16 protein-coding genes and 1 tRNA gene are annotated in these 17676 nt (G+C 35.3%); 8 read left to right on the forward strand and 9 right to left on the reverse strand.

The window, feature by feature from the left end; all coding sequences use genetic code 11:
* Positions 1-112: 112 nt before the first annotated feature.
* The 8 genes from E0946_RS04020 to E0946_RS04050 form a co-directional block, all read right to left on the reverse strand.
* Positions 113-1348 (reverse strand): right-handed parallel beta-helix repeat-containing protein, encoded by a 1236-nt coding sequence (locus E0946_RS04020; protein ID WP_165942079.1) that lies wholly within the window; start codon positions 1346-1348, stop codon positions 113-115.
* Positions 1349-1862: 514 nt separating this feature from the next.
* A complete protein-coding gene (locus E0946_RS04025) occupies positions 1863-2117 on the reverse strand; it encodes a hypothetical protein (RefSeq protein WP_133201192.1) in 255 nt (84 codons plus the stop codon).
* Between the two features lie 78 nt (positions 2118-2195).
* Positions 2196-2810, reverse strand: coding sequence for a hypothetical protein (locus E0946_RS04030; RefSeq protein ID WP_133201193.1), 615 nt, complete (start codon positions 2808-2810; stop codon positions 2196-2198).
* A gap of 72 nt (positions 2811-2882) precedes the next feature.
* Positions 2883-4340: a FlgD immunoglobulin-like domain containing protein gene (locus tag E0946_RS04035; protein ID WP_133201194.1), complete on the reverse strand. Its 1458-nt coding sequence runs from the start codon at positions 4338-4340 to the stop codon at positions 2883-2885.
* A gap of 639 nt (positions 4341-4979) precedes the next feature.
* A complete protein-coding gene (locus tag E0946_RS07330) occupies positions 4980-5117 on the reverse strand; it encodes a hypothetical protein (protein ID WP_207930822.1) in 138 nt (45 codons plus the stop codon).
* A 142-nt stretch (positions 5118-5259) separates the two neighbouring features.
* Positions 5260-5676: a secondary thiamine-phosphate synthase enzyme YjbQ gene (locus tag E0946_RS04040; protein WP_133201195.1), complete on the reverse strand. Its 417-nt coding sequence runs from the start codon at positions 5674-5676 to the stop codon at positions 5260-5262.
* Entirely contained in the window at positions 5676-6377 is a 702-nt protein-coding gene (locus tag E0946_RS04045; protein ID WP_133201196.1) for an HAD family hydrolase, read from the reverse strand. Before E0946_RS04045 ends, E0946_RS04040 begins: the two co-directional genes overlap by 1 nt.
* A 24-nt stretch (positions 6378-6401) precedes the next feature.
* Positions 6402-7217 carry a mechanosensitive ion channel family protein gene (locus tag E0946_RS04050; RefSeq protein ID WP_133201197.1) on the reverse strand — a complete coding sequence of 272 codons (816 nt, stop codon included), beginning with the start codon at positions 7215-7217 and terminating at the stop codon, positions 6402-6404.
* Positions 7218-7679: 462 nt separating this feature from the next.
* Here E0946_RS04050 and E0946_RS04055 point away from each other — a divergent pair.
* Positions 7680-7755: transfer RNA gene (locus E0946_RS04055), tRNA-Phe, on the forward strand.
* Positions 7756-7787: 32 nt separating this feature from the next.
* Positions 7788-9323, forward strand: coding sequence for an NAD(P)/FAD-dependent oxidoreductase (locus tag E0946_RS04060; RefSeq protein ID WP_207930823.1), 1536 nt, complete (start codon positions 7788-7790; stop codon positions 9321-9323).
* A gap of 136 nt (positions 9324-9459) precedes the next feature.
* Here E0946_RS04060 and E0946_RS04065 read toward each other — a convergent pair whose 3' ends face one another.
* The gene (locus E0946_RS04065) at positions 9460-9747 is read right to left on the reverse strand and encodes an HU family DNA-binding protein (protein WP_133201199.1); all 288 of its coding nucleotides are present in this window, start codon (positions 9745-9747) and stop codon (positions 9460-9462) included.
* A gap of 402 nt (positions 9748-10149) precedes the next feature.
* Here E0946_RS04065 and E0946_RS04070 point away from each other — a divergent pair, with 402 nt between their 5' ends.
* From E0946_RS04070 to E0946_RS04095, 6 genes are all read left to right on the forward strand, one after another.
* Positions 10150-11748 (forward strand): DNA methyltransferase, encoded by a 1599-nt coding sequence (locus tag E0946_RS04070; protein ID WP_133201200.1) that lies wholly within the window; start codon positions 10150-10152, stop codon positions 11746-11748.
* The gene (locus E0946_RS04075) at positions 11745-12833 is read left to right on the forward strand and encodes a TdeIII family type II restriction endonuclease (RefSeq protein WP_133201201.1); all 1089 of its coding nucleotides are present in this window, start codon (positions 11745-11747) and stop codon (positions 12831-12833) included. Before E0946_RS04070 ends, E0946_RS04075 begins: the two co-directional genes overlap by 4 nt.
* A gap of 133 nt (positions 12834-12966) precedes the next feature.
* Positions 12967-13659, forward strand: coding sequence for a 7-cyano-7-deazaguanine synthase QueC (gene queC, locus E0946_RS04080; protein WP_133201202.1), 693 nt, complete (start codon positions 12967-12969; stop codon positions 13657-13659).
* Entirely contained in the window at positions 13656-14645 is a 990-nt protein-coding gene (locus E0946_RS04085; protein ID WP_133201203.1) for an asparaginase, read from the forward strand. Before queC ends, E0946_RS04085 begins: the two co-directional genes overlap by 4 nt.
* A gap of 8 nt (positions 14646-14653) precedes the next feature.
* Complete coding sequence (locus E0946_RS04090) at positions 14654-15775, forward strand: glycosyltransferase family 4 protein (protein ID WP_133201204.1); 1122 nt, start codon at positions 14654-14656, stop codon at positions 15773-15775.
* On the forward strand, positions 15775-17058 hold the full coding sequence (locus tag E0946_RS04095; RefSeq protein ID WP_133201205.1) for a glycosyltransferase family protein: 1284 nt from the start codon (positions 15775-15777) through the stop codon (positions 17056-17058). The genes E0946_RS04090 and E0946_RS04095 overlap by 1 nt, the downstream gene beginning before the upstream one ends.
* Positions 17059-17676: the final 618 nt, after the last annotated feature.

Raw genomic sequence — 17676 nt, forward strand, 5'->3', positions numbered from 1 at the left:
ATCAAGGGAACAGCTTGTATCCTTTGGAAGCAGGAAAGATATGGTCGTAGAAGAATTGAATGGATTTGGGAAATTACTTTTTAAAACCGGTATGACTGCCTGTTGGTTATACTCAGAATCGGTGTATCCAGCTTGGTTTTTTAGCAATACCAAACAAATTGACCAATATTGATTCCCTGTTTGTTTCATACTCGGACATGTTTTTTGGTTTTAATTGCGGATATCTGCAAATGACAGATGCTTTATCATCCCCTTCCATGAGCATATAAATGTATCCCAGATCAATTACTGCCATCAGAGAATCAAGCTCGCTTTCCGGGTTCGATATCACATCCTCGAACCAGGATATCGCTTCCTGATAATTACCAAGTTTGATATTGCAGTGAGTTGTCAGATAGTTAATAATCTTATCAATCTCTCCGTTGTAGTGAAGGTTTGGTTCAGTTTGATAGTAATCTTTCAGGGCTTGTTTATCATCTTCCAAAGCGAACAGATGCTTAGCACTGGCACTACTAAACTTGCTTTCCGGATACTCAGATATCAGTTGCTTAAAAAGGGTAATTGCTAAACTGGCATTCTCATCTAATGCCGCATCTATAGCTGATTGAAAGACAATTTCGTCGTTGCCAGGATCTACAAGTCTTGGTACTCCCGGGTCCCAAACGGGAGAGAGATAATATCCGACCTCATTTACCATTGGTTCTGTACATTCTGGATAGAATCTGTTTTCGGGGGGCATAATGGCAACGAAGTGATTACCCCGATATCCCCAGAAATTTAAGCGTAACCAGCGATTCGCTTCCATGTTTGGGCAATATACGAGATACTGGTCAAATGTCCCCGGAGTAAACGAGTTATCCACAATAATGTTTTTAGCTCTGTCGGCAAAAAGGTTCGTGGAATTAACAAAAGAAATCTCCTGCATTCCGTTATTGGCTATGTAGCAATCTCGGTAATAGGCAGCAGTGTTTGGGTCCTTTTGAATTGTCACATTACTCACTCTGAAAGCTGATATTCCTTGATAATCGTTTTCTGTTATAGAACAGCTCGTAACATTGCCGATAGAATTATAAAAGCGAATACCAGCACCCATATTGTGTGAAATATCACAATCTGAAATCATATAGTTATACATACCATTAGTTTCATAAATGCTAATACCATTACCTGTGTTGTTGGAAATATTGCAATGGGTAATTGAGTAATCTCTGCAGCTATTAAGTTCCAATCCTCCTCCTAAACCTGATATAGAAGTATTGTTCTTCAAAGTGAGTGAAGGTGTGTTTGAAACCTTAACAGATGGCTGAGTGTTATCGTTACCAATAACAGTCACATGATCAAGTATCACCTCACCTCCAAAGCATTGTTGAATGACATCTTGCCTGTAATAGTACAGTCACGAAAATTCATAGATGCTCCGCTACATTTTACTAAGGACTGGTCAAAATCAGAATCTCGAACCGATAGTGATCCATTAGCACAAAATAGATTGCAGTTCTCGAAAGTTACGTCTATCAACTCACTCTGACCAGTGCCGTACAAATACAGTCCATCCCATGTTTGGTTTTTCAATGCGGTGAACAGAACATTAGGTCCGATTGAAGCACTACCGTTAACGATAATTCTGTTCCCCACTATTTCCTGAGGAGTATTTTCGAATTGAGTAGCTGTTTCTCCAAAAATATGGACATTGTCTTCGATTATTATGGTTGATCCCGCGTCAACTACGAGCCTATTGGCATTTTTCAAGTACAGTTTAGTGCCTGAATTAATAGTCAATACGCTGTTGTCACCTTTTGAAACATTGTCAGTAATGGCTACGATGCCTTTAATTGAAGTGTTTTCGTCAATATCGCCAAATATTAAATTTGGGTACTGTAAGAAGTAGTTAGTCCAATGTTTCCAAAATCACCATATTGAGGGACTGCAGGTACAGTGTCTTTTTCGAACGCCCATACTGAACTTTCATAAACACTGATCACACCATCACTATTTAAATCGGCTTCTGTATAAGGCTGTCCGGCATATTGTATCAATCCAGATGGAGATGCTCCATTTGTTGAGGAATAAGTATGAAAATTGAACTCGCCATGATAATATATAACACCTTCAACCACCTCATTCTCCTTAACCGGGATATCGTCAGCACCCTGAGCAAATGTTGAGTAATGGCATGCCGTGTTTATAACAATTGGTTAATGTAGGGCTTCAATATCATCTATTAATCCGCAACTAAAACACTGCTGCATCCAAACTACTTTCTTTTGCGAATTAATTTGTCTTAACATATCAGCGAACTCCCAATTCCAGATTACTTCATTGTCCATCAGACAGAGGTTAACAACTGAACTACCTTCACCTTCATGACCTCCATGATCGAAAGTCCATATAAACAAAAAATCATCGTCGTTTAATTGAGGAATTCCTAGTTCTTGATTACCTCTGGCTAATCCAGATAACACTGTTTCAAGGTGCTCTCGATCAGCAGGGTAGTCAGTAATTTGACCGTTGAGGGGATGAAGATAAATTGCTGGCATTGTTATCCCAGGTGGATCATAATCAAAACCTTCCCCATATAGAACATAAATATTTTCCTCCTCATACCCTTGCCTGAGGAGCATGTTAAACAACATTGCTAGATCATACCAAAACTCCTGATGCCTTTTCCTACCAGGATTGGCTAATGCCCACGAACCAATTGGATCTCCATGATCGGCTGCCTGACCTGTTATCAGGAGAGCGTACTTTTCGGCTGCAAAAAATTGCACTACAAGAAATAGTAGTACTATACTCAGAACGCATTTCTTCATTTTATTCTCCTTTTCTATGCTTGCTCTCGCAGCATGATCTTTATTATTTTATGCAGTAAATTCATATAAAGTCTATTTTACTAATAACAGCTTAATTGTTTTAATTTTATTGTCTACCTGTATCCTGCAATAGTATATACCGTTAGAAACACTGTTACCATGTTCATTACTTCCATCCCACAGAACTGTGTAAGTACCCGGGTTTTTATACTCTTTGGATAGAGTTTTTACCAACTGACCCCGAATATTAAAGATTCCCAAATTTACCGGACCTCCGCTGTTCAGCTTATAATTGATCTCTACTGATTCTCTAAACGGATTTGGATTTGCTGATAAAGAGCTAATGATCGTCGGATCAATGTTCAATTCGTCATTTATGCTTGTGTCGGGTAGAACTCTTTTCATAAAATAGATATCAGCGACAGATGCAGAAATACTATCTAAGTAAACAAGATATAGAGTATTGTTGTATAATCTTAACTCTGGAAATGTAGCAATATTAGTGCTATTCGTAATAATTTCACCTTCCCAGCCATCACTTGTATAATAAACGAGGTTTTTTATTTGTCTGGGCCCAATATAGAATTTTTCAACCTGCACCAAATGAACAATGTTGTTTGCGTCTACAACCATAGTCTGGTACCAGGGATCTTCCGAAATAGTAATTGGGTTTGACCATACTTGACCATTGAATTGAGAAAATTGACTTCTGTCATTTAATGGGTAGTTGGGATTCAATACTTCTCTCCAGGTCATGAGTGGCAAACCCTGTCGGTTAAGAGAGATATCACTACCATTCTGATAAGCATCATATTGATTCAACATTGATACAGGCGCTAACCACTCCCTATCCGAGATATTGTATCTGTAATAACAAGCATTGACTACCGAATTGGGAGTTTCTCTACGCGCCCCTGAACAATGTAGATTTCCAATGCTATCTGCAACAACAGAATAAATTAAGTTATTCCCAAGAGTGCTAGAATAAGGAGAAAATATTTGGCTAATATTATCCTCACCAATAACAACATAGTTAAATTTATACCCAATGGGATTTTCATATACCTGCCAGAAACTATATACTCTATCACAGTTATCAATAGCCAGTGCCAGATTGATAGAATTTACCTGGCTTGCAGATATAGTCTGCTCCGGAGTCCAAACTCGTCCGTTATACCTTTTGAGTCTTATCGTTTCAGTTCCCTCATAAGTGCATGTGTATGTGACAAACAACCTTCCCGAGCTATCCGCAACAATTTTGGGATAATATCGTGTATAAGCATCAATATCTGAGATTTGAAGGGGAGTTGTCCATGTTAAGCCTCCATCAATAGAGCGAGAATAGTAGATTTGATAACCTATTGGATTTCCACTCATCCAAATGCAATGAATTATTCCACGGCTATCGATGCAGAAGTCAAGTTTGCTTTTTATGTTTTGTTGATTTGACACATTAATCGGTTGACTCCAGCTTTGAGCTAATAAAATACACACACTTAAGTAAGCCAACACTATCATCAAGCGTTTCATAATTAAACTCCTCTACAAATCATCAAAAGGTATTTTTTATATTGTTTCCTGTGATTGTCTATGTCAAGATTTTTTTATCTGAGTGCCTAACATGACTAAACATAAGCATAACAGATAGATGTGGCAGTTAGGCAAGAAAAACAGATAGCGTAAAAGCGGGTTATATGTGCATAGATCAGGATCTTCTGTTGCCTTACGGAAATATTCATTTTTTTGCTAATCGGTAAGCTCTACTCAATACTGAAGAATAGATGTTGAATATGCTGCTTCCAATAAGAGTAAGCCCAGCAGAGATAAGAACATTTTACTCATTGTCTCAACCTCCTCATTTCTATTAAAAAACCTCTTTTTAGCCACATGGTTTAATGACCTTTTAACTATATAGTCTAAATCTGAAAGTTGCCAATACTTTTTTAATTTTCGCTGTTTATTCACAATTTCTGCCCTGACGATAGGTATAAAAATTCCTAATAAGTAACTCTATCTCATTCTGGAATGAACCAAATACCTAATATTTCGTCTCTACTTCCTCAATGATGCAGACCTTGTATAGCTGATTGAAAGACAATTTCGTCGTTGCCTAGATCGACGATTTTCGGTATCCCTGGGTCCCAAACTGTTAAAAGATAACATCCTAATTCATTTAACATTGGCTCTGTCGGCAAACATATTCGTGGTATTAACAAAAGAAATCTCCTGCTTTCCGTTATTGGCAATATAGCAAACTCGGTAATAGGCAGCAGTGTGGGGGTCCTTTTGAATTGTCACATTGCTCACTCTGAAAGCTGATATTCCCTGATAATCGTTTTCTGTTAAGGAAAAACCCTGCTAAAAAGCAGGGTTTTTCTTCATTTTATTGAACCATTTTAATCAGTATTATTGATTAAGAGTAAATATCTTCACCACATCACTTTATCTTCTATTCACCGATAATTTTGACTAGGACTCGTTTTCTTCGCTTTCCGTCAAATTCACTATAGAATATTTGTTCCCAGGTGCCAAGGTCTAATCTACCATTAGTTACTGCCACCACTACTTCTCTTCCCATAATTTGACGCTTTAAATGCGCATCGGCATTATCTTCAAAGCCATTATGGGCATATTGAGCATAAGGTTTTTCCGGAGCCAGTTTTTCCAGCCATCTTTCAAAATCCTGATGTAAACCCTGTTCATCATCGTTGATAAACACGGAGGCAGTTATATGCATAGGATTAACCAGGCATAATCCTTCTTGGATGCCACTTTCTTGAACGCAGTTTTCTACTTCAGAAGTGATATTGACGAATCCTCGTCTTTTATCCACAAACATCCAGATTTCTTTTCGGTAACTTTTCATTAGAGAATGGGGAGCTTTTCAATTTCCAGAGCCATTTCTTGTGGGGTGTCAAATATGTAGTCAGCTCCTGCTTTTTCCAGTTCTTCACGACTGCTATAGCCCCAGGCAGCACCAATTGCAACCATACCAGCATTCTTAGCAGTTTGAATATCAATAGGACTATCACCCACAAGGGCAACATTTTCAGGTTTGCATTTTAGCTTTGCAGCAAGTTCCAAAGCTCTGGTTGGATCTGGTTTATCAGGTGTTCCAGGTACTTCTCCACTGTAGACTCCAAAAGGATTCTTGCCTTGATTAATCATTGCTCCACGGAAGAAATAACGAATCATCTTCTTAGTGAAATAATGCACCTTATTGGAAAGAATAGCCAGCTTAATCTTATGCGCAACGCAGAGTTGAATCAGATACAGGATTCCAGGATAGGTCTTGGTGTGCATAGGCCATTTTTCTTCATAGATTTTCCAGAACTTATCCGCTACTTCTTTTATCATTTCTGGAGTGCGTTTGTCCTCTGGCAAAGCTCTCTCCACCAATTTATACAGCCCATTCCCCACAAAATCCCTGTATGCTTCCACAGGATGTTCAGGCAAACCGAGTTCAGCTAATGCCAGATTCATACTATCAGCAATATCCTGAACGGTGTCCAGCAATGTGCCATCTAAATCAAATATGATGGCTTTGATTTTGTGTTTCTTTTTCATTTTCTTTACACTTCCTTTATGGTTTTAGTTTTTTCTATTTTTTTCATCCGCATATAAAATAATATGCGGGTAAGGTATTTCAATATTTTCTGCTTCAAAAGTTTCCTTTATTCTCATCATAATTTCCGTCTTTAAAGAAAACAGCTCACTGGTCTTCCCCCAAACGCCAAATATAAAGTCTATTCCAGAATCTCCAAAACTATCCACTCTAACTATTGCTTGAGGTTCTTTTAAAGCTTTAGGTTCTTCTTCTGCTATTTTTATAAGCAATTCTTGAACCTTTTTTAAATTTTCTTTATATGAAACTGTAATTTTGATGTCCACTCTTCGTGCCGGAAAGCGGGTCAGATTGATCACTTCTGTTTTTATAACGGTTTCATTGGGCACTCTAACAAATTTATTATCTGCAGTTTTTAACTTTAAAGAAAGAAGATCTATACTCTGAATCTCACCAATAATAGAACCAACTTCAATCACATCTCCTATAACAAAAGGCTTTTCCGAAATCAAAAATATACCACTGATAATGTTGGAAATACTCGTCTGGGAAGCAAAACCAACCGCAATTCCTATAATTCCAGCAGCTCCAAGTAACGCAGAAACCTTAAAACCAAATTCATTTAAAACCATAACTACCAAAATCAATGCCAGACTATAATATACTATTCTAACTACCAACTGCTCACTTTGGGGTGATAATCGGTTCCGAACTAACTTTTGTACTAATTTCCGTACAAATATTATTAGTGGTATTCCTATGGCAAGAGTCAGTATTACTCTTATTACGGTATTTAATCTCTCTGGTGTTAGGTATTGGTGGAAGATTTCTACTAAATTCATTGGCTAAATCTTATTCTCGTTTGTATTTATAAAAATAAAAAACAATATGATACACTATTTTGAAATGCTATTATTTGTCTATCTTTTTTTTATATATTACTCCAAATTTTCCTAAATACCACTTTATTTTATTATAAATTTATCTAAAAATCTTTCCTTTCATTTACTAACTCCTTTTATTTTAACTGATAACAGTATGAACATAGCATAAAGAAGAATTTAAATTACTTTACTAATCTTTTTACACAACTGCTCTAAACCTAATTATAACTTAAATTAGATAAAAATAGATTGAAGTATAAACGGTTAAAGCTGGTTAAGGTTATGCTAAATTGCTGAATTAATATCCCTTATAGTAAAGTTTATATCCAGCTTTCAAAAAGAGTAGATAGGACATAATAATGTGACAGAAACAATTGTCTTGACAAATAGAACGGTATAAAAGTTTATGCCTGTAAGTGTGGCGAGATAGCTCAGACGGTAGAGCAGAGGCCTGAAAAGCCTTGTGTCCCCAGTTCGATTCTGGGTCTCGCCACCATTTATATTTTTATCACCAGAAAGTTTGTATTTATGATGAAAACATACATCTTGTCCAATTTGAGAATTCCTTCAAGGGAAGATATTACCTTGGCTGAAAAAGTTGCTAAAGAACTTCATATCCCTCCTTCTACCTTCATAATAAACAGGATAATACATAAAGCATTGGACACCAGAAAGAAGAATTATCCGGTGTTTGTTTATACTCTTGAACTGGAATTTTCTTCCTCTCCACCCAATCATCCGGATTTATCAGAATTTAAACCGTTAAAAATAGAAATCCCTCCACCGATTTTCATTAATAATCCACATCCTTATATTATAGGTATGGGTCCAGCTGGACTGTTTTGTGCTTTAGCAATGGTAGAAAATGGGATACAGCCATGGCTTTTTGATAGAGGAGAACCTCTTGAGGATAGATTAATAAAGGTTCAGGATTTCTGGCAAAAAGGTATTTTAGATGAAAATTCCAATATCCAATTTGGTGAAGGTGGAGCAGGAACTTTTTCGGATGGAAAACTGACTAGCAGAAGAAATGATGCCTTCACCCAAAGAATTTTTTCAGAATTAATAAAATTTGGAGCACCTGAAGAAATTGCCTATGAGGCTCTTCCCCACATGGGAACAGATGGAATTCAGAGGATTGTGAAAAGAATCCGGGAATATCTTTTAGCTAAAGGTTGTAAATTCCATTACCGAACTTCGTTGACAGATTTAGTATTGAAAGAAGGAAAGGTTGCACAAGTGGCTTTGGGAAATCAATGGCAAGAACCTGAAATATTCATTTTAGCTCTGGGTAATGCCGCAAGAGATACCTGGAAAATGCTATACGAAAGAGGAATAACTCTGGAAGCTAAACCTTTTGCTATAGGATTCCGTATAGAACAAAAACAATCTGATATAAATCGCTGGATTTACGGAAATGAACAATGGGCTGAGGTTTTAGGTGCGGCAAGCTATCGCCTTACCTGCAAAACCGGTTTTACCTTTTGTATGTGTCCAGGTGGCAAAGTTATCGTTGCTTCCAGTGAAAAAAATACTGTAGTAACCAACGGTATGAGCTTTTCCTCAAGAGAAGGTGATGCTGGCAATAGTGCCATAGTAACTGCAGTTAATGCGAACGATTATGGAAATGGAATCTGGGACGGTATGAATCTTCAAATAAGCTTAGAGAATAAGGCATTTCGCAAGGGATATCTCGCTCCAGCACAAAAAGCTAAAGACTTCCTTCAAAATCAGAATGGTTCTCATAACATCCATTCCACTTGCCTTCCTGGTATCTATCCATTTAATCTAAACAATCTTTTCCCTATTGCTATATCTAACAGATTATCCTCAACTTTAAAATATTGTAACCACATATTCCCTGAATTTTACACCAACTCAATTTTGATTGCTCCCGAAACCAGAACTTCTTCTCCTATTAAAATTTTGAGAAAGAAGAATGAACTATCCAGTCTTTCAGCTGCTAATCTCTACCCAATAGGTGAAGGAAGTGGTTATTCGGGTGGAATTATTAGTAGTGCAGCAGATGGATGGAGATTAGGAGAAAGATTTAGAATTCGTTAATCATCATATATAAAAGCTATAATACTCTTTTTATCTTACTATTTTATTTGTCCCAATTAAAATATCCTTGTTTTCTCCGAATATAAAAAAGGTGGGAGATTAGTCCCACCTTTTGTCATGATGTCAATTCATTAGGTTATTTCTTTTTTCCAGCCTTAACAGCTTCTTTCAGCTGCTTTCCAGGTTTGAATACTGGCACTTTACGAGCTGGGATCTTCAATGGCTTTTTAGTCTTGGGATTGATTCCATTGCGAGCCTTACGGTGCGCAACATTAAAGGAACCAAAACCTACTAACGACACTTTCTCTTCTTTTTTAAGAGATTGTGTGATGCCATCTAACATAGCGTTGAGTGCAAGTGCAGCAGCTTTTTGGGTAATACCTGCAGCTTCTGCCATCTTTTTAATTAATTCATCTCTGCTCATTTTACCTCCTTATGGATTGTATTTAAAGAGTTAGAGATTATACAAAGTCTATTGAATTCAGGTTCTATATAATTTGTCAATAAAAAAATGATGATTTTACAGCATATTAAGCATTTATGTCGTATCAAAAATTCCACCTCTAATTATAACTTATTGTATTACATTGAGATATAAACATAGCCTTAAATATAAATTTCCCCTGTTTTTTTCTCTCTTTTCCATTATATAAACGGATTTATTTATAATTATCTGGGGTAAATAATGGAACAAAAACCCAAAATATTGCCCAAAAATGTATTAAAACCATAGCGAAGATTTACAAAAAAGCACCCTATTTTTCTTGACATTTAGACCTCTTATTTTTATAATAACTTATAAAATATTAAAAGTAGGAATTAACAAATGGACGGTAGCGAAAAAGGAGAACTTCTAAGTTTATCTGAGGCTAGTAATTGGGCATCTAAGTATATGGGTAGGAAAGTAACTGTATCAAATATAACCTACTTAATTCAATATGGTAAGATACCTAAATATGATAATAATGGTAATACTCAAATCTTAAAAGAAGATTTAATGTATTATTATCGTAACCATTATTATTCCAAAGTAGATAAGTGGATTCAACAAGACGATAAAGATATAAATTGGCTTTTATCCTTTGATAATTATACAGAGGCTGAACGGACAAAACATGTTAATAGACTTCATCCATATAAAGGTAAATTTATCCCTCAACTTGTAGAGTATTTTTTAGATGAACACACGGATGAACTAAAGAATGTGGTTTTTTTCCATCCAGGGGATATAATTATAGACCCCTTTTGTGGAAGTGGAACTACTTTAGTAGAAGCAAGTGAACTTGGCATCAAAGCTATCGGAGTAGATATATCAGAATTTAATGCTCTGATATCAAATTGTAAAGTGGGTGATTATAATTTAGTAGAGCTTGAAATAGAACTTAATAAGATTAGCGATCTCTTAAGACTTTATTTATCTAATAGTCGGATTTTAGATTTTGATGATGTCCTTATCAAGGAGTTAAATAAATTTAATGTAAAATATTTCCCCAGTCCTGAATTCAAATACAGACTTGCAAAAGGTGAAATTAATGAGGAAGAATACGCTAAACAAAAAGAAATGGATTTTCTAAGTATATATAATAATCTGATCGCTGAATATCATATTAAATTGAAGCAAGATAAACAGGATACTTTTCTTGATAAGTGGTATTTACACAATGTTCGCAATGAGATTGAATATGTTTATGGTTTAATCCAGCAAATCAAGAATGAGAATATTAGAAACATTGCTACAATTATCTTGAGTAGGACAATGCGAAGTTGCCGTGCCACAACACATTCAGATTTAGCTACATTAGTTGAACCGGTATATTATACTTATTATTGCCACAAGCATAAAAAGATATGCAAACCATTGTTTTCTATACTGAAATGGTGGCTTACGTATTCAAGTGATACTGTAAAAAGACTTGCTGAATATGCTAAATTGAGGAAGGATAAAATGCAATATTGCCTGACAGGTGATAGTAGAACCATAGATATCATAGATGAATTAAGTAAGGTAAACCCTGAATTTGCTGACATATTAGCTAAGAATAAAGCTCGTGGTATATTTACTTCACCACCTTATGTAGGTCTGATAGATTATCATGAACAGCATGCATATGCTTATGACCTTTTTGGATTTAAGCGTAATGATGAGTTAGAAATTGGACCTTTATATAAAGGTCAAGGTTTAGAGGCGAGAAAAAGTTATATAGAAGGCATTAGCACAGTACTAAATAATTTTAAAAAATACCTGGTTAAAGATTATGATATTTTCATCGTTGCAAATGATAAATATAATTTATATCCAATCATTGCTGATTTATCAGGCATGAAAATAGTAAATCAATATAAACGACCAGTTTTAAATCGTACGGAAAAAGATAAAAATGCATATTCAGAGTCTATATTTCATCTTAAGGATAAGTCATTATGAGTTTAAGTCCAAACCAAAAAGAGGAAATAGCTCTTGAAGTTATTAAGGTATTGAAAAAAAGGTTTCAAAGTTTTCCTGACGAAAATAGTATTATTAGAAATGCTCCCTTTCATAAAGCTTTCTTAGCGGCTTTTTCCGACAAAATAGCAGTTACCCAAGAAAATAATAATTTTTTCATTAGTCTTAGCAGCTGGTATCATGGTCTAAATACTACTTTAGGACAATCCTTTTTTGAAAATATAGCAAACCTACTTTGCAATGGAGAAAAAAGAGCATGGACATCCAGTGGAAACAAACAGCCTTTAGAAATAACAGAGACTCAAAAACAAATTATTAATAAAATAATTACTGCTCTAAGTAATTCACAAAGAACTCCAGATTACGAACAAGAATGGAATGAAATTATAAATGCTAAAGAAAGTAATTTAGTCAATACCATTGATTTTTCAACCGATATATTTTTTGAAGATAACACCTCTGTAACTGCTATAGAATTAAAAAGTGTTAGACCCAATTCTGGAGAAATGAGGGGAGAAAAACAAAAGATATTAGAAGCTAAAGCTGCGTTACATCGTCTTTATAGGGGCAAGGAAATAAAATTCTTTTTAGGTTTTCCTTTTGATCCGACTGTAGATATTCAAAAGGGAGAAGATGAATGTAGCTATGATAAGGATAGATTTCTAAATAGTTTAGTAAATGGAAAGAAATATTTTGATAAAGCAGAGATATTAATAGCATCAGAATTATGGGATTTTCTTTCAGGTTCATCAAATACTATGGAAGAGATTTTAGCTATAATAAATAATATAGCTACTCCCAACTTTGAAAAGGAATTTGACTTAGTTTCATCTTATAATCTTTCTAAAAATGAAAACTATGAAACTTTACTAAGCATTCTGGATAGATGGTGTCTTTTTTCTGAAATTGAAATCATTAAAGCAAGTAATATATTGAGAACTAACCCTAATAATGATAGTCATCTAATGAGGTTTTTAAACCAACAGTGTTTTGATTCAGAAGGCAAGATAAATAAAAGAAGACAAAATTACTTATTAGATTACATTCATCAATTGAATAATACCTAAAATCATTAAATATCTAATCATAAATTAAATCTTCCTCTGTTTACACAAACTGCTTTCTTGAGTGTAAATGAGTTATCAATTCAGCACTTGACACTTTCACGCCTTAGTTTAGTCAGGATTAAAAGAGAAAATTATGGAAATAAAATATCAAAAAGCTATCATTTTACTAAGTGGTGGAATGGACAGTCTGGTTACAGTTGCCATTGCAAAAGAGGAAGTTCAGGAGCTATATTTTCTCCATTGCAATTATGGTCAATTGACAGAAAAGCGCGAGCAGAAAAGCTTTGGAGCCATATGTCAGTATTACAAACCGAAAGAAAGCAAAATACTGCACTGGGATTGGTTTAAAGAAATTGGAGGTTCAGCTTTAACCGATTCTTCTTTAGCCGTTCCTAAACAAGAACCTTCCAGAGATATTCCTATCACCTATGTTCCTTTCCGCAATGCCAATTTACTTTGTGCTGCAGTGTCCTGGGCAGAGGTCATTGGTGCAGAAGCAGTCTATATTGGAGCAGTAGAAGAAGATAGTAGTGGCTATCCAGATTGTAGGGAGGTATTTTTCCAGGCTTTTCAAAAAGTGATTGAAACAGGCACCAAAAATGAATTCCCTATTCGGATTCTCACTCCTGTTCTACATTTATCCAAAAAACAAATAGTGCAAAAAGGGATGGAATTAGCTGCACCATTTGAACTTTCCTGGAGCTGTTATTTGGATAATGAGGAAGCTTGTGGCGAATGTGAAAGCTGTAGATTGCGTTTAAAAGCTTTTGCTGAAGCGGGTTTTAAAGATCCTATCGTATATAAAATAAAAGAAGAGATAAAATGAGTGATTTAACGAAAAAGAACATCCTGATTATTTTGACTGGTGGAACTATTTCTATGAAGGAGAAAGGGTCTTTAGGTGTGGTGCCCAGCTCAGAACTGGCAGATTTCTTACGGGAATTTCCTCAATTAAATAATGTGGCAAACATTGATGTGCTGGACTATATGAATGTTCCCAGTCCTTATATTACTCCAGAGATAATGCTGGAATTGGCAAAGCTGATAGATTTGAAAATCATTGATTATGATGGAGTAGTTATAACTCACGGCACGGATACTCTTGAGGAAACAGCATTCCTCTGCGATTTGGTTTTGACCACCAGAAAACCTGTAGTATTCACTGCAGCAATGAGAAGTGGAAGTGATATTGGTCTGGACGGACCCAGAAATCTTGTGGGTGCGGTTAGAGTTGCCTGTCATCCTGAATCTGCTGATAAAGGTGTGTTAGTGGTTATGAATGATGAGATTCATACTGCTCGTGATGTCACTAAATTTGACACTGGTAAAGTTGATGCATTTCGTTCAGGTGATTACGGTCCCCTGGGAAGTGTTGATCCTGATGCAATTGTCTATCATAGGATTTCACTGTATAGAGAGAATGTCTGGACAGATAAACTTGATCCGAGAATTGATTTGATTAAAGCGGTAGCTGGAATGGATGGAAGATACATTCAGACTTCCATTGCCACAGGAGCAAAGGCTATTGTGATTGAAGCTTTTGGACGGGGAAATCTTCCTTCCAGAATTGTACCTGATATTAAAGCAGCACTGGAGAAAAACATTTTGGTGGTTATCTGTTCTCGTACTTATACTGGAAGAGTGCTTACAGAATATGGATATGAAGGTGGTGGCAAACATTTAGCAGAGATAGGCTGTCTTTTGGCAGGAGATTTGAAGGGGATAAAAGTTCGTCTGAAACTTATGGCACTCTTTGGTAAATATGGTGACCCTGATGTAGTTAAACGTTTCTTCCTGCAGAGTAGAAACTGATTTGTAATATGTTTAAATCCAATCAAAAGATTGCTTTTTTAGGTCCAGCACCTCCTTATCGTGGAGGGATTTCACAATTTGCTTTCCGTCTTGCTCAAGAATTTCAGAAAAGTGGAAATAAAGTTCGGATGTTTACTTTTGAACATCAGTATCCCGACTTGTTATTCCCTGGTAAGGGACAGACGGCAGAATTTAGTCAATCTCAGGAAATTGACATAGAAAAAGTTTACACTCCTTATAATCCTTCCACCTGGTCCAAAGCAGTAAAAACTATTGAAGCTTTTGCACCTGATTTAACCATTATTTCATATTTTCTACCCTGGTTTGCTCCTTCTTATGCTTGGATTTGTCAGCATCTAATATCTACCAGAAGAATATGTCTGGCTCATAATATAACCTTTCATGAAAAATGGATTGGCTCAAATATCCTTTCCCGTCAATTCTTTAAGCATTGTGATAGGATTATGGTTCTTTCTGAAGCCTGTCTTCAAGACCTGAAGAATACAATGCCAGAGGATATTGCAGATAGGGGTCTTCTGGGATTTCATCCTATCTATGATTGTTATGGAGAAAGCCCTGACGATTTGGATATAGAGAGTGTGGAAGAACCAACTGCTCTGTTTTTTGGACTTATCAAACCTTATAAAGGTCTGGATGTTTTAATTAAGGCATTAAAACAAGCCAGAATAAGGATTCCCGAACTAAAACTTATTATCGCCGGTGAAGTATACGGAAAAGAAGATAAATATATCTCTTTGATTCATCAATTGCATCTGGAAGATGCAGTAGAGACACATTTCCGATATATCCAAGAACACGAAATTAAAGAGTTTTTCCAGCGTAGTCAGGTCTGTGTGCTTCCTTATAAAAGTGCTACTCAAAGTGGAGTTATTGCCACTGCTTATGAATTTAATGTGCCCGTTATTGCTTCAAAGGTAGGAGGGCTAAGTGAATATGTAAAAGATGAAGAGACCGGCATTTTAGTTCCACCTGATAATCCAGAAGCTTTAGCAGCAGCCTTAATTCGCTATTTTGAAGAAGGATTGTTTTATAAGATGCATAAAAATATACCATCTTTCAAACAGCAGTTTTCCTGGCAAAGATTAGCAGAAATAATTTTACAAGCCTGATGCGTTTACTTTTAATCACCTATTATTTTCCTCCTTGTGGAGGATCTACGGTTCAAAGATGGCTTAAATGGCTTCCTATTCTGGTTGAACAAGGATTTGAAGTAACCGTTCTTACTACTAAAGATGGCGATTATCCTGTCTATGATGAAAGTCTTTTAGCTGAAATCCCTCCAGAAGTAACGGTTATTCGAACTAAAACCTTTAAATTTGAAAAAATATGGAAAATCTTTACTGGTAATAAAAGACCGATACCTTATGGAAACATAAGCAAAAACAAAGAACAAAACCTTATTAATAGAATCCTTATCTGGATAAGACTCAATCTTATTATTCCCGATATCAGAAAATTCTGGAATCCCTCTGCTCTGAAAAAAGCAATTGATTATCTTCGTATTACTCCTGTTGATTATGTGATTACTACTGGACCTCCTCATTCTACTCATCTTATTGGACTAAAGCTAAAAAAACAATTAAAAATAAAGTGGATTGCGGATTGGCGCGATCCTTGGACCTCTATTTATTACTTACAACTAAATCCACCATCTCGTATTAGCTGTTTCTGGCATAAAAAACTGGAAACAAAAGTTGCTCAAACGGCTGATTGGAATGTTGTGGTGTCTGAACATCTGGCTTCTCAATTACCCACTAATAAAATTTCAGTAATCTATAGTGGTTATGATGATAAAAAGATACCTGCCCCAGTTATTGCTCAGACAAAAGAGAAAGAAACCACCTTTAAGTTGAAGTTTATAGGAAACATTACTGAGGGTCAAAGGCTGGATATTCTGATTCAAATAATCGCTAAAGCTTTTCCCGATGAGGATATTGAACTAAGTTTTATTGGGACTAATCTTTCTGAAGAATACCGCACTTTACTACAGAATCTATTGCCTGGAAGATATGTTTGTAAAAATTTTATACCTCATAAAGAAGCACTTCAGGAAATGCAGGATTCTCAAGTTTTGCTCTTACTGATTAATTATTATCCAGGTGCAGAAGGAATGCTCACTACAAAACTTTTTGAATATCTTGCCTCTTATAATAAGATTCTATGCTTAGGACCTCATAATAGTGAAGCTGAAAAGCTTATAAATCGCTATAAGGCAGGGAAATGCTTTGATATAAACGAATCTGAAGACGCAATTGAATATCTGAGAAATTTATATAGCTTGTGGCATTCAGGAAAAACCTTGAAAAATGATATAGAGGTTACAGAACTTAGCGCTCAAAATCAAGTCTTAAAACTTATAGATTTAATACATAGCTTAAATAGTCAGTCTTAATTAAATTTTCATTATTTATTCCGTTAAAGCCCTATTTTGGATAATATATATAGTCCAAAGAAAATACAATTTTTTGCTATTAATGAATTCATTATGACTTTAATAATCACCAGATTAGTTTGTTAAAAGGAATTATATATATATCCAGAAATTGGTTTCCTTTTAAATTGATACCTATAAGTTTTTATTTTATGGTGTTTTCCTTGTATGCAATATTTAGAGTATAAATCCTATGATGTCGGATTTTAAGCAAAAGTTTTAGCCTTATATTTATATATCATTCCCCCTTAACAGTAACTGCATAGATAATATCTAACTGATAAGGAACTTATGTCCACTTTCGGACATAAGCTGGACATAAGTTGGACATAAGTTGGACATAAGTTGGACATAAGCTAAAGATTAAAAGGTTAGATTTCAGATTCTTTTTTAAGATAGGACAACAATTTAAGACTATGCTAAATAATACCATAAGTAATTTATAATATAAGTTTTATGCTATATACTGTCCGCTTTAATAAAAAAGATTTATTAAGTCATTTTAGGAATTCTATTATTTTATAAAAAGTAGTTTAGGTTATAAATAAGATAAGAAGTTCCCACAAAGGCATTGACAAA

The sequence above is a fragment of the Candidatus Syntrophosphaera thermopropionivorans genome, from assembly GCF_004353895.1.
Classification (GTDB): domain Bacteria; phylum Cloacimonadota; class Cloacimonadia; order Cloacimonadales; family Cloacimonadaceae; genus Syntrophosphaera; species Syntrophosphaera thermopropionivorans.

Bases quoted from the DNA above. Each gene is read 5' to 3' on its own strand.
- E0946_RS04040 (WP_133201195.1), bottom strand. From the start codon at position 5,676: ATGAAAAGTTACCGAAAAGAAATCTGGATGTTTGTGGATAAAAGACGA.
- E0946_RS04090 (WP_133201204.1), top strand. From the start codon at position 14,654: ATGTTTAAATCCAATCAAAAGATTGCTTTTTTAGGTCCAGCACCTCCT.
- E0946_RS04065 (WP_133201199.1), bottom strand. From the start codon at position 9,747: ATGAGCAGAGATGAATTAATTAAAAAGATGGCAGAAGCTGCAGGTATT.
- E0946_RS04075 (WP_133201201.1), top strand. From the start codon at position 11,745: ATGAGTTTAAGTCCAAACCAAAAAGAGGAAATAGCTCTTGAAGTTATT.
- E0946_RS04070 (WP_133201200.1), top strand. From the start codon at position 10,150: ATGGACGGTAGCGAAAAAGGAGAACTTCTAAGTTTATCTGAGGCTAGT.
- E0946_RS04095 (WP_133201205.1), top strand. From the start codon at position 15,775: ATGCGTTTACTTTTAATCACCTATTATTTTCCTCCTTGTGGAGGATCT.
- E0946_RS04030 (WP_133201193.1), bottom strand. From the start codon at position 2,810: ATGAAGAAATGCGTTCTGAGTATAGTACTACTATTTCTTGTAGTGCAA.
- E0946_RS04035 (WP_133201194.1), bottom strand. From the start codon at position 4,340: ATGAAACGCTTGATGATAGTGTTGGCTTACTTAAGTGTGTGTATTTTA.
- E0946_RS04045 (WP_133201196.1), bottom strand. From the start codon at position 6,377: ATGAAAAAGAAACACAAAATCAAAGCCATCATATTTGATTTAGATGGC.
- queC (WP_133201202.1), top strand. From the start codon at position 12,967: ATGGAAATAAAATATCAAAAAGCTATCATTTTACTAAGTGGTGGAATG.
- E0946_RS04085 (WP_133201203.1), top strand. From the start codon at position 13,656: ATGAGTGATTTAACGAAAAAGAACATCCTGATTATTTTGACTGGTGGA.
- E0946_RS04060 (WP_207930823.1), top strand. From the start codon at position 7,788: ATGATGAAAACATACATCTTGTCCAATTTGAGAATTCCTTCAAGGGAA.
- E0946_RS04050 (WP_133201197.1), bottom strand. From the start codon at position 7,217: ATGAATTTAGTAGAAATCTTCCACCAATACCTAACACCAGAGAGATTA.